A 23174-nucleotide genomic window follows, 5' to 3' on the forward strand; every position below is an offset into this window, starting at 1 on the left:
TATTATCAACAACTCATTTAACATCAAATAACCTTAATAATTAACAGTTAATTCTGAAAACAGCGCCCTAACTAGGGAAAAGGAGAGTACACGCCCTTTTTTAGGCTTGCACTCTCCCATTTAGGCTCACGAGCTATTATTCCTCGATTGAAACCCACTTGTAGCTGTAATCTCCACCGAATGAGTGGCTTAGTAAACCTTTAACTTTATCTTTCATTAAGAAAGATGCTCCACGTTGGTAAAGTGGCGCAATTACTGCATCTTCTTCAATAAGAAGTTTTTCAGCATCTGCCATTGCTTTATCACGAGCTTCTAAATCATCAAGAAGTGTAGTGCTAGCATCCTTGATCAATTTATCGTAATCTTTGCTGCTGTATGCAGTATGGTTATTACCATTTCCAGTAGTGAACATATCCAAGAATGTCATAGGGTCTTGATAGTCAGGGCCCCAGCCAGAGTAGGAGATATCAAAATCACCTTTAGCTTGAATATCGAGTTTGTTTTGGAATGGTTGTTGGTTAAGAGAAAGTGTTAACCCTTCAAGCGTTGTTTCCATTTGCTCTTTTAGGTATTCACCCATTTTCTTAGCAGAGTCACCATCATAGTTTAGCAATTCTAGTTCTATGCTATCTTTGCCAATCTCTTTTAGGCCTTCAGCCCAAAGTTTAGCAGCTTCTTCTTTATTTGTTTTCAGCATATCGCCGTTTACATCACGGAAGTCTTTTCCATCTTGAGTTGTGTAGAATTCTTTCGGCACGATGTAATAAGCTGCTGATGAACCATTATTTAAGAGAGTATCAACAAATGATTCTTTATCGAATGCCATAGTAATGGCTTTACGGATTTTTGCGTTAGATAAGACTTCATCTTCTTGGTTAAATTCCAAGTAGAAAACAGATGTATCAGGTTCTGTTAGGAATTCTTCGGAGTCTTTATAAGTATCAACGTTTTCAGCTGATAAACCTACACGGTCGATCTTACCAGTTTCATAAAGGTTAACCGCTGTGTTTGTATCTTTTACAATCTTGAAGTTGACTGTTTCAAGTTTCACAGTGTCTTTATCCCAGTATTGATCGTTTTTGGAAAGCTTGAAGCTTTCTTCGTGTTTCCATTCAGATAATGTGAATGGACCATTATAGATTGTTGTATCAGCTTCTAAACCATATTTATCGCCTTGTTCTTCAACGTATTTTTGGTTTTGAGGCATGAATGTTCCAAAAGAAAGAAGGGATTTAAAGTAAGGAACTGCATTCGCCAACTTAACTTCTAGAGTATAGTCATCTACAGCTTTAACGCCTAGTTCAGAAGCTTCCTTCTTGCCAGAGTTAATTTCTTCACCATTCTCAATTACATACAGCATGTATGCATATTGAGCAGCTGTATCAGGGTTAGCTACTTTTTGCCAAGCGTAAACGAAATCGTTAGCTGTGACAGGGTCTCCATTGGACCATTTAGCATCTTCTCTTAATTTGAAAGTGTACGTTAAGCCATCTTCGCTTACTTCTGGGTCGCCATCAGCTACACCATCAACAACCTCATCGTTTTCACCTAAGCGGTAAAGACCTTCCATAACGTTATTCATAACGTTGAAGGATACTGAGTCAGTTGCTAAAGCTGTATCCATTGATGGAATTTCAGACGTTTCAACCACGTTTAATACTTGTTCTACATCCTTTGCACTGCCGCCGTCGCCTTTTCCTGATGAACTGTCATCGCCAGAACATGCAGCCAGGAACGTACTTAAAGCAAGAATCATTACAAGAAATAACGACATTTTTTTTGCTTTCATACAGTTATGACCTCCCTATTTTTTTACTCTTCTAATTTTCAGAAGATTTCGTAACCAATAATAAATGCTTTCTGACAATTTTGCAATCTTTTTTTACATTTCCGTTAAGTTCCTGTATCAGAAGAGAGTCAAAACTGCCTGAAAAAGCTTTTATTACTTAAGTTTCTGTTAATCAACCTGAAAAGATTTCCTTGTTTTCAGAATATTCAAAACAGAAACCTTGTAAATAATCTTTTAAACTTATAAATATATTAAAATTTTATTTAAAATCTTGCAACTCATAAATATAAAAAATAAACTTTAATTTCGAAAAAAGATATACTATTATTTTAACAACGCTATAAAAATTGGAGGACTAGCATGAAATCCGGCAAAAAATATCTCATTCTGAATGCGGCGGCTCTTCTTATAGCATTTGGATATTCCTTATTCCAACAGGAGCTGCTTCTATCCTTCATTAATGCATACTTTATGATTGGACTGACTTATTTAAGCATCGGCGCAATGATGTTTGTCATGGGCAGCGGATTTTTCAGTATTTTTGCGTACAGCTATAAAAAGGTTATGAAGGGTAGTTCAAAAAAAGAAGAATATATTTCTGAGCTTGCAGGCGATACTGAAGATAAAGGTCCAACCATTAAGGTATTGACCTTTTCCTGGACCAGGCCGCTCATTTATTCAGGCGTATTCTCTTTCCTGATTACATTGATCTGTTCAATAGTTTTCTTTGGATAGTTGCCAAGAGACGGATATTTGAGTAAAATATCATTACTTACAGATTCGAAATAAAAATGGCTATGACGGAGAATAGTACGGCAATAGAAAGGATCTCAGAGAGTTTGTGGTTGCTGCGAACAAACATCCCCCTTGCCTGAATGGACTTACCTGAGCCTCCTGCCGGAACATACAGTATGGCATGGACGTATTTGCCCGCGTTATTGGGCAATCATGCTTTTCAAGAAAGCATGATATGAGCCGGTTTATGTTATTAACATAAGCAATTAGGGTGGTACCGCGAATCCCATTCGTCCCTTCTTTAGTGGATGAATGGGTTTTTTTGTTTGGATTTAATACTGAAAGGAGTTTTTATAAGATGAAAACGATTTTTTCCGGCATTCAGCCGACCGGAACTGTTACATTAGGAAATTATATTGGAGCGATGCGGCAATTCGTAAAGTTGCAGGATGAATACCATTGCTACTTCTGCATTGTTGATGAACATGCGATTACGGTCCCCCAGGATCGTCTAGAGCTCAGAAAAAACATTAAAAGCCTCGCTGCTCTCTACTTAGCCGTCGGAATCGACCCTGAAAAGGCAACCATCTTCATTCAATCTGAGGTTCCTGCGCACACAGAAGCCGGATGGATTATGCAATGCAATTCCTATATCGGTGAACTTGAGAGAATGACCCAATACAAGGACAAGTCAAGAAAGCAAGCGTCCATCCCAGCCGGGCTTCTTACCTATCCGCCATTGATGGCTGCAGATATCCTGCTTTACAAAACCGATATCGTTCCAGTGGGCGATGATCAAAAGCAGCATGTTGAATTAACTCGTGATATCGCTGAGCGTTTCAATAAGAAGTATGGAGAGATTTTCACTATACCAGACATTCAGCTCCCAGCCAATGGAGCAAGAATCATGGCGCTGCAAGAGCCAACCAAAAAAATGAGCAAATCAGATACAAATCAAAAATCAACTATCCGCCTATTGGATGACTTGAAGCAAATCGAGAAGAAAATCAAGAGTGCTGTCACGGATTCGGAAGGAATCGTAAAGTATGATCGCGAAAACAAACCAGGAATCTCCAACCTGCTTGATATTCACTCCGCTTTAAGCGGTGAGCCGGTTTCAAGCATTGAGGCAAGATTTGAAGGAAAAGGATATGGAGATTTCAAGGCTGAAGTCGCACATGTTGTCGTTGAGGCCATCCGTCCAATCCAAGAACGCTATAATGAGCTATTGAACTCTGATGAGCTTGATGAGATCCTAGATAGAGGCGCTGAAGAAGCAAATAAAGCAGCAAACAAAACATTAAGAAAAATGAAGAACGCCGTCGGATTAGGCAGAAAAAGACGTTAATCCATATAAAAAGAGTGCAGATTTGACAGGTAAACCTATCAGTCTGCACTCTTTTTTACCCATCTCTTAATCAAGGAGGCTTGGTTCATAAGAAACAGCCATCCTACAGCATGGATGGCCGGTCTCCTACTTCCATTTCCCAAAGCTTTTCAAAGAATGGCTGTCCCTTAATCATGCGTTCGCACAGCATCGTATGTTTACTTGACCAGCCATTTTTCATTTCATCGAACAATTTTCCCCAGATTTCATCAAAACTCATTTCAAGAACATTGGCATATTCCTCTGGTGCCCATTCCGTATACCAATAACGCACTTCAGAAGTATTGCCTGCATTTTTCAATTGGTCAAGGGCCATAAAGAGAAGCTGTTTTAATTGACGCTCACGTCTCGTAAGTCCGAGCATAATGGTTGGTGAAGGAGAGAGTATATGATATTCCTTTTTCTTATAATCAGCTATCATGGATGCATAATCATACTTTTCCGGTTCGACATTCTGAATCATTTCATATGCTAATTGTTCCTGGCGCGGAATGAGCCTGCTTTTGCGGATTGGAATGCTGTAGCCAATCGTATCGATGGCGATAATGCCTGTCCCATCTGTTGCAACAAAGCAATAATCCATTGGAATCCGCTCATGATTTTTGCGAATATAAGCCTTCTTATACACTTCCTCTAAGAGGCTTGATGGCAGCTCCAACAAATCATTTTCAATGTAGTGGAACAATATAGGCTCGAGCTTTAACAAAGGCACTTGGTCGAGTAATTCAACCGTGTCTTCTTTTCGCCATTCATGAAAACTGCAAATATTGTAGCTATTTTCTTCTCCTTCAAACCAATTCACCCATACATCATGGAGATACAACATACCAGAATATCCCTCGCTTCTATCCTATTTGTCAATCATTATAGGCAGAATTCATGGAAAATATTCCTGATTCCACGGGAAATGCAGATTAATCCGTCTGAATCGCGAGTTCCTTCCATTGTCTAATGATTTCCTTGGCTGGGAGCGAGAATAATGCCTTTGTCTTTAACCCTTTATATTCCGCATAATCTTTCACAACCCTGTATCCAGCCTCATATCCAGCCATTTTCGGGATCCCGCCGCCTCCAAAAAGTAAACGGTCATGTAAGGGGTCATTTCTCTCCAGTTCAATATTTATCATATATTTTGATTGTAGAATCGACCGGACTTCCTCTGCCGTATGCCGTGTGGTCCATGGGGCTAAATATCCGATTCCGCAATACTCGCTTACTGCATATTCCGCGAGACCCTCCATCACAATCGAGCCAGCCAAATTACTTTCCATCCTATCGGCAAGAATCGACAGTCTCGTAGCGTGATGATATTCATGCACAAATAAAGCTTCTAATTCCTTTTCTGTAATATCAGCCGAAACAAACAAGAAGAGTTTGTCTATAAAGGCCAGCCCTGATTTCCGTTTCTCTGCCGGTCTAAAAAGCCTGAGACCTTCCATCATTACGGGAAATATCAGGATGGGGATATCTGGTCCATCCCATTCTTTTTGATACTTATTATAGTAACCCTCAGCCTCCTCCCAGATATTCCTTTCCTTCATTTGCGCATAGATGCTCTTTGTTCTCTTGTTGGGCCGATACATTCCCGTCTTTTTTAACGTTTCAATCAGTGCTTGTTCCTTAGAATGGACAGCATCCAAAATGTAATCCTCTACTTTTCTCGTATCGCCAAAAGATTCATCAAGCCACCGGTCTGTCCTGATTATGCCCATTTTGCACTCACTTCCCGAATTCATTTAGGTTCTGCATTATATGAACTCATTTCTGATTTGGGAATGGTGAAGGCTATATAAACATGAAAAAAGGCAAGAGACCCGCACCGGTGATAAATATCCATTACCCCGGTGAGCATCGCTTGCCTCCTATATTAGAGATATCTTATTCGTATTTCTTGAATACTATCGTTGCATTATGGCCGCCAAAGCCAAATGAGTTGCTCATTGCACAACTTACTGTTTTCTCTCTAGCCTCATTAGGAACATAATCTAAATCGCATGCCGGATCCTTCTCATGATAATGAATGGTCGGAGGAATAATATCATTCGCAATCGATAGTACAGAGAATATGGCTTCAATTCCTCCGGCGGCACCGAGCAAATGGCCTGTCATCGATTTCGTTGAACTAATAGCCAGTTTATGGGCATATTCACCAAACACAGTTTTAATGGCCATCGTTTCCAATGAGTCATTGTATTCGGTGCTTGTTCCATGTGCATTGATATAATCAACCGATTCAGGTGAAAGATTGGCATCATCAAGCGCCATCTTCATCGCTCTTGCACCGCCTTCGCCTTCTGGAGCCGGGGCTGTTATATGATGGGCATCTCCTGTTGAACCATAGCCAACGATCTCAGCGTAAATCGGAGCATTTCGATTTAGTGCATGGGATAGCTCCTCAAGGACGATTACTCCTGCTCCCTCGCCAATAACAAAGCCATCGCGATTCTTATCGAACGGCCTGCTGGCTGAATTTGGATCAGGATTTGTTGAAAGCGCCGTATTTGCACAAAAACCTGCCAAAGCCATTCTTGTAATCGGCGCCTCAGCTCCTCCGGTTACTATAACGTCTGCATCGCCGCGCTGAATGGCTTTAAAGGCATCGCCAATCGAGTTCGTTCCTGTTGCACAAGCAGTAACTGTACAAGAATTGATTCCCTTTGCCCCTAACATAATTGACACTTGTCCGCTCGCCATGTCAGGAATAAGCATCGGCACAAAGAATGGACTGACACGTCTATATCCTCTATTCAAAAACACATCGTATTGCTGTTCAAAGGTTTCCATCCCGCCAATTCCGGAACCAATCCAAACACCTACACGTTCGGCATTCTCTGGTGTAATCTCAAGCTTTGAGTCATTAACAGCCATCTTTGCGGCCCCAATGGCATAATGAGTAAAGCGATCCATCTTTCTTGCTTCCTTGCGGTCCACATAATCGGTTATCTCAAACCCTTTCACTTCCCCTGCCACCTTTGCGGGGAATTCGTCTGGATTGACTCTTGTCAAGGGTCCTATTCCTGATACTCCATTAATAGCATTCTTCCAGTTCTCTTCTACAGAGTTACCTAATGGTGAAATGGCTCCCATGCCTGTCACAACAACTCGCTTCAGCTCCATGAATGATCGCTCCTTCTTCTTTTTCTGATTCAGTGATTATTTCCCCCATCTTATTGCAGCAGCACCCCATGTAAGTCCTGCCCCAAATCCGACCAGTATGATTAAGTCACCATCATTGATTTTGCCGGCTTCTACTTCTTCACATAAAGCGACCGGGATCGATGCTGATGATGTATTCCCGTATTTATGGACAACTTTAGACATCTTCTCAACAGGAAGCTCTAGGCGCTGCCTTGAAGCCTCCATGATACGGATATTGGCTTGATGCGGAATGAGAAAACTAACATCATCCTTCGTTAATCCAGCTTTCTGCAGCACATTGAGGGAGGATTCACCCATCTGTCTGACCGCAAACTTATAAACTTCCCGGCCGTTCATCGTAATGAATTGATCGGCTTTCTCCAAGTGCTTTCCGCCTGCCCCATCCGATCCTAGCTCAAAGGAAAGAATCCCTTTATTCTCTCCAACCTCTCCCATCACTACTGCACCTGCTCCATCCCCAAACAGCACAGCAGTATTTCGATCATTCCAGTCGGTAATCTTAGATAGCTTTTCTACCCCGACCACTAGAATATGGCGATAATCGCCTGATTTTATATATTGGGATGCCGTGACGATGCCATATGTAAACCCGGCACAAGCTGCACTGATGTCCATCGCAGCAGCCTTCCTTGCGCCTAATTTATCTTGGATAATGCAAGCTACGGATGGAAAAGCCTTGTCTGGCGTTACGGTTGCGACTAAAATTAAATCTATTTCTTCAGCCGTGATTGCTGCATCTTGCAAAGCCTGAACAGCCGCCTCATAAGCCATGTCGGAAGTATCAATGGAGTCATCAGCAATTCTTCTCTCCTCAATTCCGGTACGTGTCCGAATCCATTCATCTGAAGTGTCTATGGTTTTCTCTAAATCAAAATTGGTGACCACTTTTTCCGGCAGGTATTTCCCTACTCCTAATATGCCAGCATTCATCATAGCACCTCTCCTAAATATTCATGTTTATTAATTGATATTAAGACTTGGTACTAATTTTAAAAGAAGCCACCCAGCTTTGCAAGAAATTTTTGGGATAAAGGTAAATGTCTTATCCAATTGGACAGATTATTCATATCCTAATGTAGACAACTAAGCGCATTGGAGGGTTTATTAATGGAGTTATTCCCTAAGAAGGAGCAGAGGAACGAGCAATCAGACGGAGGAGGATTAGATAGACTTATGTTTGGTCCTCGCCATAACAAAAAAGAGACAGCGTCACCTCCGCCATCTCAGTCATCGGGCAGCCAAATAGATATTACAAAATTGATGGAGCACTCAGATACACTAATCAACAGCGTATCAGAGCTTTCACCGTACCTTCGTAAAATACCATCATTCATTTCAAAATTAATATCAAAATAGCCGTTATTTTTGCGAGTTCTTTCCATCTTTATAGCCTTTATCATACGCCTCATTCATTATATCTTTGAATAAGTCCATAAATGGCAGTAGATCTCTCTTATGGATATCCAGATTACTCTCAGTCATCCTCTTCTTAATCTCCGGATAATATTTCATAGCCAGGGATAAATAATCAATCTTTCGTTTCGCCATACTACAGCCTCCTCATAAAAGTAAATCCCCTTTCATATAGAAAGGGGTATTTTTTAAAGTTATTTCTTAAGAAGATATATTTAAAAGGAGTTTCCTTGGCGATCTTATTTTCGATAAAAGACACTCCTTATCCTTTTCTCTATGGTTTCTCTATGTCTTCGAAGCATCTCCACCCCTTGTTCAGGCTTTATGCGAGCATCTGCGTAGTGGACTTGTTCACCCACAATATACTCCCTGTCTTGTGCAACACCGATACTATCGTAGAGGATGCTGTAACCAATTTCCTTTAGTACCTCATCCCAATGATTTTCCACTCCAGACCGGAGCTGATAAGCACCGCCCTCCAGCTCAGCAACCTCTATAATGGCATTGATAGCATCATCAATATAGAGAACGTCTCGCCGATCCTCCCTTTCATATTCTTCAAAAGGAAATGATCGATCAATCAGACTATGCTCAAAAAAACTGTTCTCTGGCTGCCATGATCCATACATTGACGGCAAGTGAACCCAGACATTGGACTTAGACCATTCTGTTACATTCATGAAAGGCCGCTGAGTTGCATGGGTAATGTAAACAATCTTGCAGGAATTCTCCTTAAGCTCTTCTAGGAAATCTTGAATGGCAGACCACCCAGGGTTTACGTGACAAACATAAATAACAGACTCTTCTTCTGACCTTAGTAAAAATTCTTCCAACTGGCATAAAACCCAATTCGCATTTCTCCCCAAATACAACTCCTTCTCTTCCCTTTCTCGCTTATCTAAATATGGCAAAGAGGGCTCAACACCAATCACTTCCTGACCGTTTTCCATCAGTTTCATGCAAAGTTCAAATGATACATAAGAAAATGGCGCTACAACGATGTTCCTTGGCATAGTAAAACCCCCCGCCAGTTTTTTTAACCTTATGCATCGGAAACAGGGGTTATGCTTCTTATAATTGTTTTTCATGCCTTCTGAAAAAGGAATTCATAAGATAAGGTATGCTATATCTTTTTTCTGGGGTTACATAGTTTATTTCAAGATGTGCAAGTTCATGAGTGAGGTCTTGATAATAGGCCGTTAAATCTCTTTCATAATGATTCATTACTTGGATTAAAAAGATGGGGATTTCTTTTGGCAGATGACAGTCACCCTGGCTCTTAATCCACTGGGAGACTTCATCTGATTCAATCTTATATGCAAGACTAATCTCTTTCATAAATTTCTTATGAAAGAATTTATTCTCCTTCTCCTTTTGGTAGCGCTTCACTAATGATAGCTCAGGATTAATCATTCCGATGGAACGGATTTTACCTTCAAGAAGTGCACAAACTTTCTCAAGGAGCAACGCACCTGTCCCCTCTGCTAAAAGATGAATTTTTTCGTTTATGATTTCTTGACGAATAAAATACGCGTACAATTCAGCAAGCCTTTCTGCTGCTTCTTCATTTCCCCAATGTGTACCAAGGTTAGAACTGACTAGGGTATAACCCTTTCCAAGCAAATGATCCACCATTTGCTTCTTACCAGGATGCTCCATCCAGTAATTGGATTTCTCCATTATATAATAATTATCTCCGCCTATTAGAAGAATTGAAAATCCACTCGGCCGTTCCGGGTAGAAGATGGTTGTCCATTCATTGTTAAATCGAAATGTTTTTTGGTTCATCAGCACTTTCCCCTTAATAGTTGTTACCTTGATAATGTATGTTTGAGCGCAGGAAGATGTCCGGGCATATTCTTCTAATTGTCCTTAAATCGGTTCGAGACATAATTTTTACCCACGCAGGGAATGATAGACCATATATATATTTGGAAAATTTAACTTAGCGAAATGCTTTAAATTCTTTCCAGTTATTTTAATCTATGATAGAATAATGAATGATTGTAGATGAACGGGGTGAACAAGTTGAAATATATTTTTACATTTATCTGGACATTTGCATTGACACATATGGTCATGTACGTGACGAGTGCAATGGTTGAAGGCGGAGAATATGTATTTAGCACTGCTTCAATTCTCGCTGTTGCCATCACCATTTTGATTCTTCTCGTTGCGGCGATCATACCGAATGAACCTGTACAAGAGCATCATTAATTTATTGCAGCAAATAAGCAAAAGGACAGCCATTTGGTTGTCCTTTTTGCTCTTTACCATGCTATAGGGATTATTCCCGTCCTTCACGGTTTTCTAACATATGACCAATGTCGGTTGTGATTTGAGTTCTCCGGAAAAGGGTCTCCGGCTTTTAATCGAATTTTCTTCGGATTAACAACATTGCTCCCTGTTTCTCCGATTTCAATATATTCACCATTGTTCGGTGCCTTCTGACCATGCTTAAAATGACGATTCTGTCCCAAGAAAATCCCTCCTTTTCTCTTCTAGAATCCCCATTTTCCTCTAATTCATGCCTGCCTTGGTGTCGACATCAGATCAACAAGCAAAGCTTTTTGAGCGTGCAGGCGATTGCCGGCCTGCTTAATGACGACTGAATGCGCTGAATCAATAACAGAGGCTGCCACTTCTTCGCCCCGATGGGCCGGCAAGCAATGCATAAACAAATAATCTTCTTTCGCGCAGGCTGTAAGCTTATCATTGACCTGATAATCAGCAAAATCCGTTAGCCTTTTTTCATTTTCCAGCTCCTGTCCCATACTCGTCCAGACATCACAATATAGGACATCTGCATTCTTTGCTGCTTCATATGGATCGTGGACAATTTCCACCTTGGCACCAGTACCGATAGAAGCACTTTGGGCTGCTTCTATCGCTTCTTTATTGGGCTCATATCCGGCTGGTGTCGCACAAACAACATGCATGCCGGCAAGTGCGCCAGCGACCAGTAAGGAATTGGCCACATTATTTCCGTCTCCTATGTAAGCGAGTTTTAATCCGGAAAGCTCACCCTTTATCTCCTTGATTGTCAATAAATCCGCCAAAGCTTGGCAGGGGTGCTCAAAATCTGTCAATCCGTTTATAACCGGCACGGACGCATATTCTGCCACGGCTTGAGCCCTTGAATGTTCATGTGTCCTAATCATTAACCCATCCACATACTCAGACAGCACTTGAGCTGTATCACTGATTGGCTCACCTCGTCCCAGCTGTGTGTCATGACCGCTCAAAAAAATGGCACTGCCGCCAAGCTGGAGCATTCCAGTCTCAAAGGATACCCTCGTTCTCGTTGAGTTTTTCTCAAAAATCATGCCAAGTATTTTTCCTTTAAGTGGAAGGTCAGAAAACCCTGCCTGCATACGCGCCTTTAATTCTCCTGCTAAATCAAGCAAGTCTGCTAACTGCTCTGGCGTCAGTTGACTCATCTCCAAGAAATCCTTTTGATTCAATATAGGGTTAATCCCATACATTATTCGCAATTTCCCATTACCCCTCTCCCTGGTTAGCTTTCATGATAGAACCGATTCAATCCGGAACCCTTCCTCTATTTTCTCTAAAGCGATTGATAATTCTTCTTTTGTGACCGTTAACGGTGGAAGTATACGCACCACACTAGGTCCGGCCGTTAAAGCCAATAACTGTTTATCTTGCAGACGCATGATATAAGGAGCAGCTTCAGCTTGTATTTCAAGCCCAATCATAAAACCATCTCCCCGAACATCTTTAATTGCCGGTGTACGTTCGGCAATCTTCTTTAACTCTCCCATAAACCATGCAGATTTCTCTCTAACCTCTGCAAGAAACGCTTCATCACTGATTTTTGCTAGAACAGCCCTGCTTGCCGCCAAAGAAATCGGGTTTCCGCCAAAGGTTGAGCCATGAACCCCTGCTGAGCATGCTTGTTCCAGCCCAGCCTTAGCCATAACAGCACCAATCGGCAATCCATTTCCAAGCCCTTTGGCTGTCGTGACAATATCAGGCTTCACTCCTTCATATTTTAAATAAGCGAATGGATAGCCGGTACGCCCATTGCCCGTTTGCACTTCATCGATAATCAGAAGAGCATCATGCTCTTGGCAAAGCTTTGTCAGCCCTGTCAGAAAAGATTCAGTTCCAGGAATGACACCGCCCTCACCCTGAATGACCTCAACCAATACAGCAGCCGTCGAGTTATCGATTGCTTTCTCAAAAGCCTCTAAATCATTAAAGGGGAGATAGCTGAACCCCTCAAGAACAGGACCGAATCCCGTATGAATCGAGCTTTGGCCAGTAGCAGCCATCGCACCAAATGTTCTCCCATGAAAAGATTGACTGCACGTAATGATATTTGTTTTTCCAGTTGCTCTTCTGGCAAATTTAAGTGCCGCCTCATTCGCTTCTGTTCCGCTATTACAAAAAAACACCTTATCAAGCCCACTTAATCGAGCCAATTGAGAGGCGACCTCTTCTTGAATGGGAATCTGAAACAAATTGGAGGTATGCCAAAATTGACCAAGCTGTGCTTGGACTGCCTCCATGACTTCCGCATCGCCATGCCCAAGATTGATAACCCCAATTCCAGAGGTGAAGTCCAAATATTCCTTTCCATCTGCTGCTGTCAGCCAGGCTCCCTCGGCTTTAACTGGTGTGATTCCCCACTTTTTATAAACCGGAAGTAATGATGACAATCCTATCCATCCTTTCTCTAGGCCCCCAAAAATGTACCCTTCCATTGACTATTGGAAAAGAATTGGGACACCCCGCTCGTTATTAATATCCTTGAAGCCCCTTCTTGCTTTGCTTGTATGGCGGCATTCACTTTCGGTATCATCCCTCCATAAATGGTACCTTCGTCTATCAACTGCCGAATTTCTGGCTCGGTTAAATGCTCGATTATGCAAGACCCGTTTCTGACTCCATCTACATCAGTGATGAATATACAAAGTTCTGCATGGAGGGCAGCAGCAACAGCACCTGCAGCTGTATCTGCATTTACATTCAGCTTATCGCCCGACTGGCTGATGGAGATTGGCGTTAATACAGGATAGATTTCCTTAGACAAGAGAACTTCAAGAAGGTCAGTGTTAACCTTGTTAATCCTTCCAACTTCCCCTAGAGCATCTTGATCAATATGCTCAGCTTTAAGAATCTCACCGTCTGAGCCGTTCAAGCCAACCGCTTTGAATCCATGTGACTGAAGCATATGGACAAGATGACGGTTCGTTTTCCCGGCAAGAACCAGTTCCGCAATCTCCAGCGTTTCTTTTGTCGTCTTTCGAAGCCCGTTCTCAAATTGGACAGGAACATCAAATTTAGCCAGCATCTCATTTATATCCGGTCCTCCCCCATGCACGAACACAAAGGAATAACCTTCATCTCTCAATTCACCCAAACTGACAAAGAACTTTTCTGATAGACGGCTAATAATGCTTCCTCCACATTTGATTACAATCGTTTTCATCGTCGCCTCTCCTTATGTTCGATAGCTGGCATTGATTTTGACATAATCATAGGTCAGATCGCAGCCCCAAGCTTTTCCCGCTCCAAGTCCATCAGCCAATTGGATATAGATTCGAACCTCTTCTCCAAGCAAATACTCACGGGCTTGTTCCTCATTAAAAATGACTGGTGTGCCATGATGGAATACCTCTACCGGCCCAAAGGAAATACTTACTCTGTCCTGATTAAATGGGATATTACTGCTGCCCATTGCTCCGACAATTCTTCCCCAGTTGGCATCTGCTCCGTAAACGGCTGTCTTAACAAGATTGGAGGCGATGACCGTCTTGGCGATTGCCTTTGCTTCTTGATCCGTTTCTGCTCCGGTGACATGGACCTCCACTAGTTTAGTCGCTCCTTCACCATCCCTGGCAATTTTCTTCGCCAGACACTCACATGTTTCTTTCAGCAAGCTCATAAACACATACCAGTCAGGGTGCTTTTCAGTCAATGGTTCATTTCCAGCCATTCCATTGGCCATGACGAGAACCATATCATTGGTGGATGTGTCTCCGTCAACGGTGATTTGATTAAAGGATACATCGGTTACTTTTCTCAATGCTCGCTCCAGCGATTTCTGTTCAACATTTGCATCAGTTGTTATAAATCCAAGCATAGTCGCCATATTAGGATGAATCATGCCAGAACCTTTTGCGGCACCTCCCATAGAGACGGTAACCCCATTGATCTGTGCTTCAAATGCACATTTCTTCGTGCAGGTGTCAGTGGTTAGAATCGCCTTTTCAAAGCCCGCTTCTCCTGCCTTATCCTTGGTCAGCTTAATTTCCTTAATACCGGCTGTAATTTTGTCAATCTCAAGATATTGCCCAATCACGCCAGTAGAGGCGACCGCCACCTCATAAGGGGGTAAGCTAAGTTTTTCGGCGACTGCTGCCCGCATCATTTCCGCATCCTTCTGTCCTCGCTCTCCAGTACAGGCATTCGCACAGGCACTATTTACGACCAATGCCTGCAGTGTGCCATTCTTAGCTATGCTCTCCTTTGTAACATGGATTGGTGCCGCCTGATAAGAGTTCAAAGTATAGACAGCTGCTGCCTGGGCAGGCACTTCAGAATAAATAATCCCTAAATCATTATGGGAGTATCGTAAACCTGCGTGTATCCCTTCTGCGACAAAGCCTTTGGGTGTCAATATTCCTCCATCAATTGCCTTTATAAACTCCTTCACCTCTACGTTCATCCAACTCTTCCTTTCCGAAATTATTTTTATGGGAACATAGGGGCAAAGTGAAGACCCGCTGTCTCATCAAGCCCCATCATGATATTTGCATTATGTACCGCTTGGCCTGCGGCTCCCTTCACGAGATTATCAATAACCGACACAACCGTTACCCTATTGGTCCTCTCATCTAATCGGAAGCCTATATCACAATAATTGGAGCCATAGACTTCCTTTGTTGACGGAAATTCATTTTCTCCTCTTAGCCGTACAAATGCTTCCTCGCCATATTTCAGCTCAAAAGCGTCTGCCAATTCCTGAGATGTAACACCTTTTTTCACCTTTGCATGGATGGTAGCCATAATACCTCTTGTCATCGGAACTAAATGTGTGGTAAACATGACGGGCTTAAAAGAAGAATCCCAATGCCTCAATTGCTGTTCGATTTCAGGGATATGCTGATGCTGATGAACCTTATAAATTGACAGGTTTTCATTCGCCTGAGCATAATGAGCAGCCTCTGATGTTTTTTTGCCTGCTCCTGAAATACCGGACTTCGCATCAATAATGACATCATCTGTTTCAATCAACCCTTGGGCTATGAGCGGTGCAAGACCTAAAAGGGTGGCGGTCGGATAACAGCCTGGATTAGCAACCAGCTTGGCTTTTTCTATTTCTTTGCGGTTCCATTCTGACAAACCGTAGACGGCTTCTTGCACATATTCCGGTTTAGCTGCCGGCTTTTTATACCATTTCTCATATTCACCAGGTTCTTTTAATCTCAAATCACCCGATAAGTCGATAATCTTCACATCTTTCTCGTAAAGCTCCGGCACTAAGTTCTTGGCAATACCACTTGGCAGAGCTAAAAACACGAGCTCGCTCGTATGAGCTATCTGCTCCGCATCGAATTTCTTTAACACTAGCTCTGATAATCCATGTAATTGCCTATTCTCTGCGTCAAGCCTAGAACCAGCCGTCGAAGAGGAATAGACACCTGAAATAGAAAGAGAAGGATGATTAGCCAAAAGCCTGATCAATTCCATTCCGCTATAGCCAGTTGCACCAACAACAGAGACATTCATTTTACGGTCACCTCGTAACTTTCATATAATTCAGTAATATCTATTTATTATAGTTTTGTATAATTATAAAATCAAATGTATTTTTATAAAAATTTCTACATTATGAGACCAATACTAATTCTTCAACACCCTTTGTTTCTATCCTATTCACTAGGCACATGCTATTCGTTTATCCTTTCTGGCTACAGGTAAAACATCCTTTTATGCATTTATTCATCCTTATAATTATAAATCAGGATGAATAGACATAAAAAAGCGCACTCGCCATTAACAGATTCATAACGGCGATTGCGCTTATATCTTAATGATTTATTCCTAACTCATCGACCATCCATTCAAAAATCCGCTGATTATCCCCTAATGAGAAAATTGGCAAGTTTAAATGAATTATTCTATCCCTTAAGGCTACCCCTGGCCATAAAATAACAGCCTGACAATTGGTTACCTCCTCCAGTAAAGATAGATCCGCTTCTTTACGAATCATTACAATCTTGGGGTATGGTTCTTTCTTATATCCCTCTAGAAGTATGACATCCGTTTCAAATGCCATTAATATCGCTAGGCTTTTGCTCAAAAAATTCTCTTCCATTCGCCCCTGCAGATGGATAACCCCTTCTCCTTCAACGAGAGCCGCGTCCGCTCCGGCTTTGAAGTATTTATCAGAATCCTTCATGACAGCAGGGTCCGGTGTTCCCCCATGACCATGATGCTTTAAGACCGCTGTGTGCACCCCTATGCTCTTTAGGTAAGATACCATGGAAAGGATAAAGACTGTCTTCCCGCTGTTTTGATATCCCACGACCTGCCAAACCGGCGTCACCATGGCCAAGCGCTCCCTTCATCATCCTCAAGCAATAGGATATCTACCTCATCCCCTTGTTGGTATCCTCGTGAGCCGCCTGGAAGAATAGCAAATGAATTCGCAGATGCCAGACTCATAACAATATTGGATTTATCTTTTCCGCTAGGCACGGCCATGAGCTGGCCTCCCTCCAAATAAGCGCGGCTTCTAACAAAGCGGGTAAATGGATTGGCTTTCGTGAAATTCTCCCCAAGCACTCCCCTCACTTTCTTTAAATGCGGCCTAGGGGATAGAAGCATTTTACGAATAATCGGGCGAACAAACAACTCAAACCCGACATAGCTCGCTGACGGGTTTCCTGATAGCCCAAAGAGAATTTTGCCGTTCATCGCTGCAACGGTCGTCACGCTTCCAGGTCTCATGGCAACCTTATTGAATAATACTTCAGCCCCAAGGCGAGCATAAATATCCGGCATATAATCATAGTCTCCTACAGAAACCCCACCTGTCGTAATCAGTAAGTCGACCTCCTTCAAGGCCTCGGAAATTGCTGAGTAGCTCCCCTCCAGGTGATCCGGCAAGATGCCTAAAAATCTAGGCTCCCCGCCTGCCCTTTTAATCTGGTCGGCAAGCATATAGGAGTTGCTGTTTCGAATCTTTCCGGGCTGAAGTGCTTCATCCACTTCCAGCAGCTCTGTCCCAGTTGCGAATAATCCAATAACCGGCTTTTTAGCCACAGGTACTTCCGTGTATCCAAAAGTCGCTAACAACGCCTTAATGCCCGGATTCAGCTTGGTTCCCTTATTGACAAGCAGTTCCCCTTGCTTCGCATCCTCGCCTTTAAATGATACATTTTCGTCTTCTTTCACCCTGCGCCTTATCTGGATAAACACTTTTCCATCTCGCTCAATTTCTCGGACAAGCTCAAGCATGATGACCGCATCTGCTCCATCAGGCATTTGGGCACCGGTCATGATTCGAACGGCTTGTTTGGCTTCTACCTTTCTTGTCGCCACACTCCCTGCACCAATCTCTTCAATCACCTCAAATTCAACAGGAAAATCCCTAGAGGCGCCAATTGTATCCCTTGAGCGGATGGCAAACCCGTCATAGGGAGAACGGTCAAAATGTGGAACATCATGGGTTGCGACTATATCGCGAGCAAGCGTTTCATTAAAACATCTATGTATTGGCAAAAACTCGACACTTCCATTTAGGGCATGTTTCATGACTCTTTGAACAGCCTTATCCACTGCTACCGGCTTCCTCATTTCCATCTCTCTTTCCACCTCGTCATCTTATTTTAATAACCACTATTTAGAAATTTCTGATATCCTTATAACCAAGAGTATACATGAAAGGCGGGAATCGTTTATGGTAGAAGGCAAAATCGAAAGCGTGCGTATTGGTACACCTAAACCTTTGCCTTACCGGGGCAAGATTGTCCAATCTGCAATCTTCAAAGAGGAGGTACATCATTCCATCTATGTCTCTCTCACAAACCTTGAAGGAGATATTCAAGCAGATAAAAAGCATCATGGCGGCCCTGATAAAGCCGTTTGTGCATACGCAGCTGAGAACTATGTTTATTTCACTGAAAAAATCGGACAGGCTTTTCCCTACGGTTCATTTGGTGAGAATCTAACCATCAGCGGTCTGAGGGAAGATACCATCATGATCGGTGACATAATCTCTATCGGTGAATGCACCCTCCAAGTATCCCAGCCTCGTGAGCCATGCTACAAGATAGCCGCAAGGCATAACCTGTTCCAATTACCCATTTGGATTAGACAAACGGGCTACTCCGGCTATTATTTACGCGTATTGAAAGAAGGCATACTCAAGGCGGGCGACAATGCCGTCATTATAGAAAGAGGGACAGGCGGCATTACCATAGCCGAAGCAAATACCGCTATGTACTCACATGAGGCGACCTTTGAGCAGATTAACCGGGTCGCGAATGAAGAAGCTCTCTCTGCTTCATGGCGCAAGCAATTAACGAAAAAACTGGAAAGCCTGACATAAAGACAAGCACCCGGCAAAGAGGGTGCTTTTTTAGCCGCCGATATAGGACATTTCAATTTTCTTGCGCTGTTTGGCTGTCGCTTCTGTCCGTTCATCAGAATAACGGTCCCTGCGATGATTCCAAATGGATACGATTCTTTCCCTCAATGGTTCATCCTCGCTGGTACTGCGCAAAAGCTCCTTAATATCATGACCTGATTCACTGAATAAGCATGTATAAACATGACCATTCGCCGATAATCTCGCCCGCGTACAGCTGCCGCAGAAAGATTCCGAAACAGACGTAATAAAACCGACCATAATATCGGTTCCCTTATAGCGATATTTCTTCGCTACTTCACCAAAATAATCCGGGTTTAGCGGTTCAAGGTCGAATCGCTCATTCAACTGCTTAAAGATATCCTTCTTCGTGATGACCTTATCCATTTTCCAATCATTTGTCGTGCCGACATCCATAAATTCAATGTAGCGGAGCTGCACCTTTTCTTCCAAGCAAAATTCAGCCATCGGGATAATCTGATCATCGTTCATTCCCTTTTTGACGACCATATTTACCTTCGTCTCAAATCCCGCTTCCTTTGCGGCACGAATTCCATCAATCACTGGCTTCGTGCCAATGCCTCTTCCATTAATCAGCTTAAATAAAGAATCATTAATGCTATCAAGACTAATGTTGACTCGCTTAACCCCCGCTTCCTTGAGGGCCTTCGCCTGCTTTGGCAGCAAGATTCCATTGGTAGTCAAAGCAATATCGTTAATTCCATTGATTTGAGAAAGCATATGCACCAGAGTTGGCAAATCTCTTCTAAGAAGCGGCTCTCCGCCTGTCAACCGGATCTTCTTCACACCCAATTCCGCAAAGACAGCAGCCGTTCTTGTAATCTCTTCAAATGATAATAACTCATCCTTTGGCAGGAATGTATACTCCTTATCAGCTGGCATACAATATTGACATCTTAAATTACAGCGGTCAATGACTGAAATCCTTAAGTCCCTGAGAGGTCTGTCCAGCATGTCTTTAATATTCTCTTTCTTCATGGTCTCCTCCCGCCTGTGAACTCTTATCTTACTTTCACCCTACTCCTATAACACCATATGTACAAATATTTCCGATTAAGTTATTTTTTGTTCCCCCAATTTATGAATAATACCCTCTTTTTCAAATTGTAATCCTTCCTTATTAAGGCTCTTTCGTCTTTAGACAGAGTTAATTAGGATGTTTACAAATATTTTTTAACCATATCAGCTTTCTTGTTCTGAAAATTTCAGCTCATACATAATAGCCCCATATAAAAAGAGCCGGAGGTTAACCGCCGGCTCTCATAATAACTTATTTTTCGATGTCGTCATCATTGTGAGCAATCAGGATAATATCCCTTCCCAGTTCCTCACTAAATTTCTTTTGGTATTCATTTAATTTCTGCACTTGTTTATCATCAAGCTGGGCCACCTGATAGTTATTCATGATTTCACTCCTATTGAGATAATTAAAGAGCAAACTCTTTAAACACTATTATCTCCAAAGGAAAAGAAATCATTTATCAGGGCAAACAGATGTGTCTTACTGAATGCCAAGAGCAATTTTTGCGTAACGGGACATCCGATCCTTTGTCCAAGCAGGCGTCCACACAATGTTAACTTCAACATCCTTCACTTCAGGAAGATCCTTCAATGCATATTTCACCTGGTCAACAATCGTGCCTGCAAGCGGGCAACCCATTGCCGTAAGCGTCATTGTGACGGTTGCATTTCCCTCATCATCCATATCAACATCATATACAAGCCCAAGGTTCACTATATCAATCCCAAGCTCCGGGTCTAATACATCCTCTAAAGCACCCATAATGCTATCTCTCATATCCTGATCCATCTATTTTAACTCCTTTCGTAACAGCTATTATCCTAATCCTAACAAATTTCAAATTCTCTGGCTATTGATTAACCCTTATATGACCTTTTCTTCAATCCAGTTAATAGCCTCAAGTAAACCTTTTCTCGTAACAGCATGTCCAGCATACTTATCCGGCATATATGTAATTTGCTCATCCTTAAATAGTGAAGCACCGCTTTCGACGAAAGAGTGTATGCCTGAAATCGGCACGACTGGGTCTGATTCGCCATGCCAAACAAATAGAGGCCTGCCATTTAATTTTTCGGGCTGAATCGATAAGTCATACTTCGCCAAATCATTAAAAATAGCCTCTTTCTCTGCCTCGCTATAGCCTAAATCTATTCCTTGCTTGGCAAATTCATTTAATTGGCCTTGCGCGAAATCCTTGTATGCGGGAGTCCCCATCATGCTAACTGCTGCTTTAATCCAATTATATTGAGTAAGGGCTCCCAAAGTGGTAATCGCCCCCATTGAAGTACCGCCAAGGGCGACCCTATCATGGATGACATACCCGTACTCCGTTATATAATGCTTAATTTTAGGTAATTCTTTAATAGAGGTTAAAACAATTTTCCAAAAAGATTTGGACATCACTCTTTCAGAATAATCATCTCCTCTTTCTCCATGCATAATCGCCTCCGGAAGAAATACTCTGAACCCCCGCTCAGCAAGGAGATAAGCGTAATGAAGATTATGCTCTTTTGCGCTCATGAACCCATGCAAAAATATTAACCCTGGCAGCGGTATATTCTTCAAGTCCTGTTTGCCTACTACAAGCATTGGAATTTCCTCCACGATTACTTTCTCCACTTGTATCATTATGCCTCTCCACCTCTTTACGTATATTTTCCAAATCAATAAATACCATTATCCGGCTATACTTGATATGATTATATAAGAAATTACCAATGAAGGTAATGATTTAACCCATAAAATCCCAATGATTCAAAGGAGAGCATTATGTCAGAAAAACATTTAATTGTGCTTGATCTTGATGGCACACTCTTAAAAGATGATAAAACCATTTCCCCGCGGACAAAGAGCGTTCTTCAAACCTTAAAAAACAACGGCCATGAAGTCATGATCGCAACAGGAAGACCATTCCGTTCCAGTGAACCATATTATCATGAAATTGGAATGACTACTCCTATCGTGAACTTTAATGGGGCATTTGTCCACCATCCGCTTTCGAAATCATGGGGAATGCACCATTCTCCGCTTGATATAAAAGTAGCGAAGGATATCGTTGAGGCACTGGATGAGTACCGTTACTTCAATATTATAGCTGAAGTAAAGGATGATGTTTACGTTCACTACCATGACGAGAAATTAATCAATGTCTTCAAGATGGGAAATCCAAATATCACAACAGGCGATCTGCGCCGCTTCCTTCAAGATTCCCCTACCTCTATGCTCATCCATACGGATGAAGAAGATGTGAAACAAATCCGGAAGCATTTATCTGATGTCCATGCAGAAGTCATTGACCATAGACGATGGGCGGATCCTTGGCATGTCATTGAAATCGTCAGGAACGGTTTAAGCAAAGCGGTCGGCATCGACAAGGTGGCGAAAGATTTGGGTATCCCTAAACAGCGCATCATCGCTTTCGGAGACGAGGATAATGATTTGGAAATGATTGATTATGCAGGAACCGGCGTAGCGATGGGCAATGGCATTGAACAACTAAAATCAGTGGCCAACCACATTACATTGTCAAATGAGGAGGATGGAATCGCCATTTTCCTGGAAGAGAAATTTAACATTAAAAGTGCATGACTAACAGGAATTCTTCCTGGACATGATAGTAGTGAACGAAGTGATTTCACTCCGTCAAACATTGAGTGCAGGAGGTATTTCTCATGGGAAAAAGAAATAAATCCAAACGTTTTGTCCAACAAGGGAAAGATGCCGTCGCTAAGCATAGCGAGAAATTCCCGTACCGATTAACAATGGCAGAAGCAGAATCCAGAAATCAAAATACCTTTGCGGGGCTTTAATCATGAGAAATGAACTATTTGGCCGTGCAAAGAAAGCCGTTGAACTAGCCTCTAGCAGCAATGGAAGCCCTGAATTGATTGCCAAAGCACGGAATGAACTTTCCTCAGCTTTTGCCAATTCTACCATTGCTGAACAAGCGCAGCTTCATCAGATGCAAGATCTGCTTGATTCCCTGGAAAACAGCATTCAATAAAGAAAGGGCACAAGGATTAAT

At 42.2% G+C, this 23174-nt stretch carries 28 protein-coding genes and 1 other annotated feature; of the genes, 8 read left to right on the forward strand and 20 right to left on the reverse strand.

Annotated features, from left to right (window positions below):
* Nucleotides 1–136: 136 nt before the first annotated feature.
* The gene (locus tag CYL18_RS09030; RefSeq protein WP_104849173.1) at nucleotides 137–1789 is read right to left on the reverse strand and encodes a peptide ABC transporter substrate-binding protein; all 1653 of its coding nucleotides are present in this window, start codon (nucleotides 1787–1789) and stop codon (nucleotides 137–139) included.
* A 360-nt stretch (nucleotides 1790–2149) separates the two neighbouring features.
* Between CYL18_RS09030 and CYL18_RS09035 the strand changes: the two genes are divergently transcribed.
* Both CYL18_RS09035 and trpS read left to right on the forward strand, forming a co-directional pair.
* A complete protein-coding gene (locus CYL18_RS09035) occupies nucleotides 2150–2524 on the forward strand; it encodes a DUF3899 domain-containing protein (protein ID WP_104849174.1) in 375 nt (124 codons plus the stop codon).
* A 53-nt stretch (nucleotides 2525–2577) separates the two neighbouring features.
* Nucleotides 2578–2825 (forward strand) — a binding site (T-box leader).
* A gap of 57 nt (nucleotides 2826–2882) precedes the next feature.
* Complete coding sequence (trpS, locus tag CYL18_RS09040; RefSeq protein WP_104849175.1) at nucleotides 2883–3872, forward strand: tryptophan--tRNA ligase; 990 nt, start codon at nucleotides 2883–2885, stop codon at nucleotides 3870–3872.
* 103 nt (nucleotides 3873–3975) lie between these two features.
* On the opposite strand, the gene CYL18_RS09045 is transcribed toward trpS, so the two are convergent.
* The 4 genes from CYL18_RS09045 to CYL18_RS09060 all read right to left on the reverse strand — a co-directional run bounded on the left by CYL18_RS09045 (nucleotide 3976) and on the right by CYL18_RS09060 (nucleotide 8000).
* Nucleotides 3976–4737 (reverse strand): YjbA family protein, encoded by a 762-nt coding sequence (locus CYL18_RS09045; RefSeq protein ID WP_104849176.1) that lies wholly within the window; start codon nucleotides 4735–4737, stop codon nucleotides 3976–3978.
* 88 nt (nucleotides 4738–4825) lie between these two features.
* On the reverse strand, nucleotides 4826–5623 hold the full coding sequence (locus CYL18_RS09050; RefSeq protein ID WP_161497107.1) for a DUF2268 domain-containing protein: 798 nt from the start codon (nucleotides 5621–5623) through the stop codon (nucleotides 4826–4828).
* A gap of 166 nt (nucleotides 5624–5789) precedes the next feature.
* Nucleotides 5790–7028 carry a beta-ketoacyl-ACP synthase II gene (gene fabF, locus CYL18_RS09055; RefSeq protein WP_104849178.1) on the reverse strand — a complete coding sequence of 413 codons (1239 nt, stop codon included), beginning with the start codon at nucleotides 7026–7028 and terminating at the stop codon, nucleotides 5790–5792.
* A gap of 36 nt (nucleotides 7029–7064) precedes the next feature.
* Nucleotides 7065–8000, reverse strand: a complete 936-nt coding sequence (locus CYL18_RS09060; protein ID WP_104849343.1) for a beta-ketoacyl-ACP synthase III — start codon at nucleotides 7998–8000, stop codon at nucleotides 7065–7067.
* A gap of 177 nt (nucleotides 8001–8177) precedes the next feature.
* Between CYL18_RS09060 and CYL18_RS09065 the strand changes: the two genes are divergently transcribed.
* Nucleotides 8178–8426 carry a hypothetical protein gene (locus CYL18_RS09065; protein ID WP_104849179.1) on the forward strand — a complete coding sequence of 83 codons (249 nt, stop codon included), beginning with the start codon at nucleotides 8178–8180 and terminating at the stop codon, nucleotides 8424–8426.
* A gap of 3 nt (nucleotides 8427–8429) precedes the next feature.
* Here the strand turns inward: CYL18_RS09065 and CYL18_RS09070 are convergent, their stop codons facing one another.
* From CYL18_RS09070 to CYL18_RS09080, 3 genes are all read right to left on the reverse strand, one after another.
* On the reverse strand, nucleotides 8430–8618 hold the full coding sequence (locus CYL18_RS09070) for a ComZ family protein (protein WP_104849180.1): 189 nt from the start codon (nucleotides 8616–8618) through the stop codon (nucleotides 8430–8432).
* Nucleotides 8619–8722: 104 nt separating this feature from the next.
* Nucleotides 8723–9496, reverse strand: coding sequence for a hypothetical protein (locus CYL18_RS09075; protein ID WP_104849181.1), 774 nt, complete (start codon nucleotides 9494–9496; stop codon nucleotides 8723–8725).
* A 58-nt stretch (nucleotides 9497–9554) separates the two neighbouring features.
* The gene (locus CYL18_RS09080; RefSeq protein ID WP_104849182.1) at nucleotides 9555–10271 is read right to left on the reverse strand and encodes a hypothetical protein; all 717 of its coding nucleotides are present in this window, start codon (nucleotides 10269–10271) and stop codon (nucleotides 9555–9557) included.
* 240 nt (nucleotides 10272–10511) lie between these two features.
* Between CYL18_RS09080 and CYL18_RS09085 the strand changes: the two genes are divergently transcribed.
* On the forward strand, nucleotides 10512–10700 hold the full coding sequence (locus tag CYL18_RS09085) for a YjzD family protein (protein ID WP_104849183.1): 189 nt from the start codon (nucleotides 10512–10514) through the stop codon (nucleotides 10698–10700).
* 83 nt (nucleotides 10701–10783) lie between these two features.
* Here the strand turns inward: CYL18_RS09085 and CYL18_RS09090 are convergent, their stop codons facing one another.
* From CYL18_RS09090 to CYL18_RS09125, 8 genes are all read right to left on the reverse strand, one after another.
* Complete coding sequence (locus tag CYL18_RS09090; protein WP_104849184.1) at nucleotides 10784–10963, reverse strand: YjzC family protein; 180 nt, start codon at nucleotides 10961–10963, stop codon at nucleotides 10784–10786.
* 45 nt (nucleotides 10964–11008) lie between these two features.
* Nucleotides 11009–11968: an ornithine carbamoyltransferase gene (argF, locus tag CYL18_RS09095; RefSeq protein ID WP_104849185.1), complete on the reverse strand. Its 960-nt coding sequence runs from the start codon at nucleotides 11966–11968 to the stop codon at nucleotides 11009–11011.
* Nucleotides 11969–12007: 39 nt separating this feature from the next.
* On the reverse strand, nucleotides 12008–13165 hold the full coding sequence (locus CYL18_RS09100) for an acetylornithine transaminase (protein ID WP_104849186.1): 1158 nt from the start codon (nucleotides 13163–13165) through the stop codon (nucleotides 12008–12010).
* A gap of 17 nt (nucleotides 13166–13182) precedes the next feature.
* Nucleotides 13183–13938 carry an acetylglutamate kinase gene (gene argB / locus CYL18_RS09105; RefSeq protein WP_104849187.1) on the reverse strand — a complete coding sequence of 252 codons (756 nt, stop codon included), beginning with the start codon at nucleotides 13936–13938 and terminating at the stop codon, nucleotides 13183–13185.
* Between the two features lie 12 nt (nucleotides 13939–13950).
* Nucleotides 13951–15177, reverse strand: coding sequence for a bifunctional ornithine acetyltransferase/N-acetylglutamate synthase (argJ, locus tag CYL18_RS09110; RefSeq protein WP_104849188.1), 1227 nt, complete (start codon nucleotides 15175–15177; stop codon nucleotides 13951–13953).
* A 26-nt stretch (nucleotides 15178–15203) separates the two neighbouring features.
* Nucleotides 15204–16241, reverse strand: a complete 1038-nt coding sequence (gene argC, locus CYL18_RS09115) for an N-acetyl-gamma-glutamyl-phosphate reductase (protein ID WP_104849189.1) — start codon at nucleotides 16239–16241, stop codon at nucleotides 15204–15206.
* 301 nt (nucleotides 16242–16542) lie between these two features.
* On the reverse strand, nucleotides 16543–17064 hold the full coding sequence (gene mobB, locus CYL18_RS09120) for a molybdopterin-guanine dinucleotide biosynthesis protein B (protein WP_104849190.1): 522 nt from the start codon (nucleotides 17062–17064) through the stop codon (nucleotides 16543–16545).
* Nucleotides 17058–18320: a molybdopterin molybdotransferase MoeA gene (locus CYL18_RS09125; protein WP_104849191.1), complete on the reverse strand. Its 1263-nt coding sequence runs from the start codon at nucleotides 18318–18320 to the stop codon at nucleotides 17058–17060. Before CYL18_RS09125 ends, mobB begins: the two co-directional genes overlap by 7 nt.
* A 97-nt stretch (nucleotides 18321–18417) precedes the next feature.
* Between CYL18_RS09125 and CYL18_RS09130 the strand changes: the two genes are divergently transcribed.
* Nucleotides 18418–19068, forward strand: a complete 651-nt coding sequence (locus CYL18_RS09130; RefSeq protein WP_104849192.1) for an MOSC domain-containing protein — start codon at nucleotides 18418–18420, stop codon at nucleotides 19066–19068.
* Between the two features lie 30 nt (nucleotides 19069–19098).
* On the opposite strand, the gene moaA is transcribed toward CYL18_RS09130, so the two are convergent.
* The 4 genes from moaA to CYL18_RS09145 all read right to left on the reverse strand — a co-directional run bounded on the left by moaA (nucleotide 19099) and on the right by CYL18_RS09145 (nucleotide 21778).
* A complete protein-coding gene (moaA, locus tag CYL18_RS09135; protein WP_104849193.1) occupies nucleotides 19099–20106 on the reverse strand; it encodes a GTP 3',8-cyclase MoaA in 1008 nt (335 codons plus the stop codon).
* Nucleotides 20107–20398: 292 nt separating this feature from the next.
* On the reverse strand, nucleotides 20399–20533 hold the full coding sequence (locus CYL18_RS19600) for a hypothetical protein (protein WP_269089187.1): 135 nt from the start codon (nucleotides 20531–20533) through the stop codon (nucleotides 20399–20401).
* 96 nt (nucleotides 20534–20629) lie between these two features.
* Nucleotides 20630–20938, reverse strand: a complete 309-nt coding sequence (locus CYL18_RS09140) for a metal-sulfur cluster assembly factor (RefSeq protein WP_104849194.1) — start codon at nucleotides 20936–20938, stop codon at nucleotides 20630–20632.
* A gap of 75 nt (nucleotides 20939–21013) precedes the next feature.
* Nucleotides 21014–21778, reverse strand: coding sequence for a prolyl oligopeptidase family serine peptidase (locus CYL18_RS09145; RefSeq protein ID WP_104849195.1), 765 nt, complete (start codon nucleotides 21776–21778; stop codon nucleotides 21014–21016).
* Nucleotides 21779–21919: 141 nt separating this feature from the next.
* Here CYL18_RS09145 and CYL18_RS09150 point away from each other — a divergent pair, with 141 nt between their 5' ends.
* The 3 genes from CYL18_RS09150 (at nucleotide 21920) to CYL18_RS09160 (ending at nucleotide 23153) form a co-directional block, all read left to right on the forward strand.
* On the forward strand, nucleotides 21920–22738 hold the full coding sequence (locus CYL18_RS09150; protein WP_104849196.1) for a Cof-type HAD-IIB family hydrolase: 819 nt from the start codon (nucleotides 21920–21922) through the stop codon (nucleotides 22736–22738).
* A gap of 83 nt (nucleotides 22739–22821) precedes the next feature.
* A complete protein-coding gene (locus CYL18_RS09155; RefSeq protein ID WP_104849197.1) occupies nucleotides 22822–22959 on the forward strand; it encodes a competence protein in 138 nt (45 codons plus the stop codon).
* Nucleotides 22960–22961: 2 nt separating this feature from the next.
* The gene (locus CYL18_RS09160) at nucleotides 22962–23153 is read left to right on the forward strand and encodes a DUF3813 domain-containing protein (protein ID WP_104849198.1); all 192 of its coding nucleotides are present in this window, start codon (nucleotides 22962–22964) and stop codon (nucleotides 23151–23153) included.
* The last annotated feature ends 21 nt before the right edge of the window (nucleotides 23154–23174 follow it).

Source organism: Pradoshia eiseniae (assembly GCF_002946355.1).
Classification (GTDB): Bacteria; Bacillota; Bacilli; order Bacillales; family Pradoshiaceae; genus Pradoshia; species Pradoshia eiseniae.

Coding starts and splice junctions, on each gene's coding strand:
- argC (WP_104849189.1), bottom strand. CDS start 16,241: ATGAATGTCTCTGTTGTTGGTGCAACTGGCTATAGCGGAATGGAATTG.
- fabF (WP_104849178.1), bottom strand. CDS start 7,028: ATGGAGCTGAAGCGAGTTGTTGTGACAGGCATGGGAGCCATTTCACCA.
- CYL18_RS09035 (WP_104849174.1), top strand. CDS start 2,150: ATGAAATCCGGCAAAAAATATCTCATTCTGAATGCGGCGGCTCTTCTT.
- moaA (WP_104849193.1), bottom strand. CDS start 20,106: ATGAAGAAAGAGAATATTAAAGACATGCTGGACAGACCTCTCAGGGAC.
- argB (WP_104849187.1), bottom strand. CDS start 13,938: ATGAAAACGATTGTAATCAAATGTGGAGGAAGCATTATTAGCCGTCTA.
- CYL18_RS09160 (WP_104849198.1), top strand. CDS start 22,962: ATGAGAAATGAACTATTTGGCCGTGCAAAGAAAGCCGTTGAACTAGCC.
- CYL18_RS19600 (WP_269089187.1), bottom strand. CDS start 20,533: ATGAATAACTATCAGGTGGCCCAGCTTGATGATAAACAAGTGCAGAAA.
- trpS (WP_104849175.1), top strand. CDS start 2,883: ATGAAAACGATTTTTTCCGGCATTCAGCCGACCGGAACTGTTACATTA.
- CYL18_RS09140 (WP_104849194.1), bottom strand. CDS start 20,938: ATGGATCAGGATATGAGAGATAGCATTATGGGTGCTTTAGAGGATGTA.
- CYL18_RS09080 (WP_104849182.1), bottom strand. CDS start 10,271: ATGAACCAAAAAACATTTCGATTTAACAATGAATGGACAACCATCTTC.
- CYL18_RS09130 (WP_104849192.1), top strand. CDS start 18,418: ATGGTAGAAGGCAAAATCGAAAGCGTGCGTATTGGTACACCTAAACCT.
- CYL18_RS09075 (WP_104849181.1), bottom strand. CDS start 9,496: ATGCCAAGGAACATCGTTGTAGCGCCATTTTCTTATGTATCATTTGAA.
- mobB (WP_104849190.1), bottom strand. CDS start 17,064: ATGGTGACGCCGGTTTGGCAGGTCGTGGGATATCAAAACAGCGGGAAG.
- CYL18_RS09060 (WP_104849343.1), bottom strand. CDS start 8,000: ATGAATGCTGGCATATTAGGAGTAGGGAAATACCTGCCGGAAAAAGTG.
- CYL18_RS09145 (WP_104849195.1), bottom strand. CDS start 21,778: ATGATACAAGTGGAGAAAGTAATCGTGGAGGAAATTCCAATGCTTGTA.
- CYL18_RS09150 (WP_104849196.1), top strand. CDS start 21,920: ATGTCAGAAAAACATTTAATTGTGCTTGATCTTGATGGCACACTCTTA.
- CYL18_RS09070 (WP_104849180.1), bottom strand. CDS start 8,618: ATGGCGAAACGAAAGATTGATTATTTATCCCTGGCTATGAAATATTAT.
- CYL18_RS09030 (WP_104849173.1), bottom strand. CDS start 1,789: ATGAAAGCAAAAAAAATGTCGTTATTTCTTGTAATGATTCTTGCTTTA.
- CYL18_RS09050 (WP_161497107.1), bottom strand. CDS start 5,623: ATGGGCATAATCAGGACAGACCGGTGGCTTGATGAATCTTTTGGCGAT.
- CYL18_RS09125 (WP_104849191.1), bottom strand. CDS start 18,320: ATGGAAATGAGGAAGCCGGTAGCAGTGGATAAGGCTGTTCAAAGAGTC.
- argF (WP_104849185.1), bottom strand. CDS start 11,968: ATGTATGGGATTAACCCTATATTGAATCAAAAGGATTTCTTGGAGATG.
- CYL18_RS09065 (WP_104849179.1), top strand. CDS start 8,178: ATGGAGTTATTCCCTAAGAAGGAGCAGAGGAACGAGCAATCAGACGGA.
- CYL18_RS09155 (WP_104849197.1), top strand. CDS start 22,822: ATGGGAAAAAGAAATAAATCCAAACGTTTTGTCCAACAAGGGAAAGAT.
- argJ (WP_104849188.1), bottom strand. CDS start 15,177: ATGAACGTAGAGGTGAAGGAGTTTATAAAGGCAATTGATGGAGGAATA.
- CYL18_RS09045 (WP_104849176.1), bottom strand. CDS start 4,737: ATGTTGTATCTCCATGATGTATGGGTGAATTGGTTTGAAGGAGAAGAA.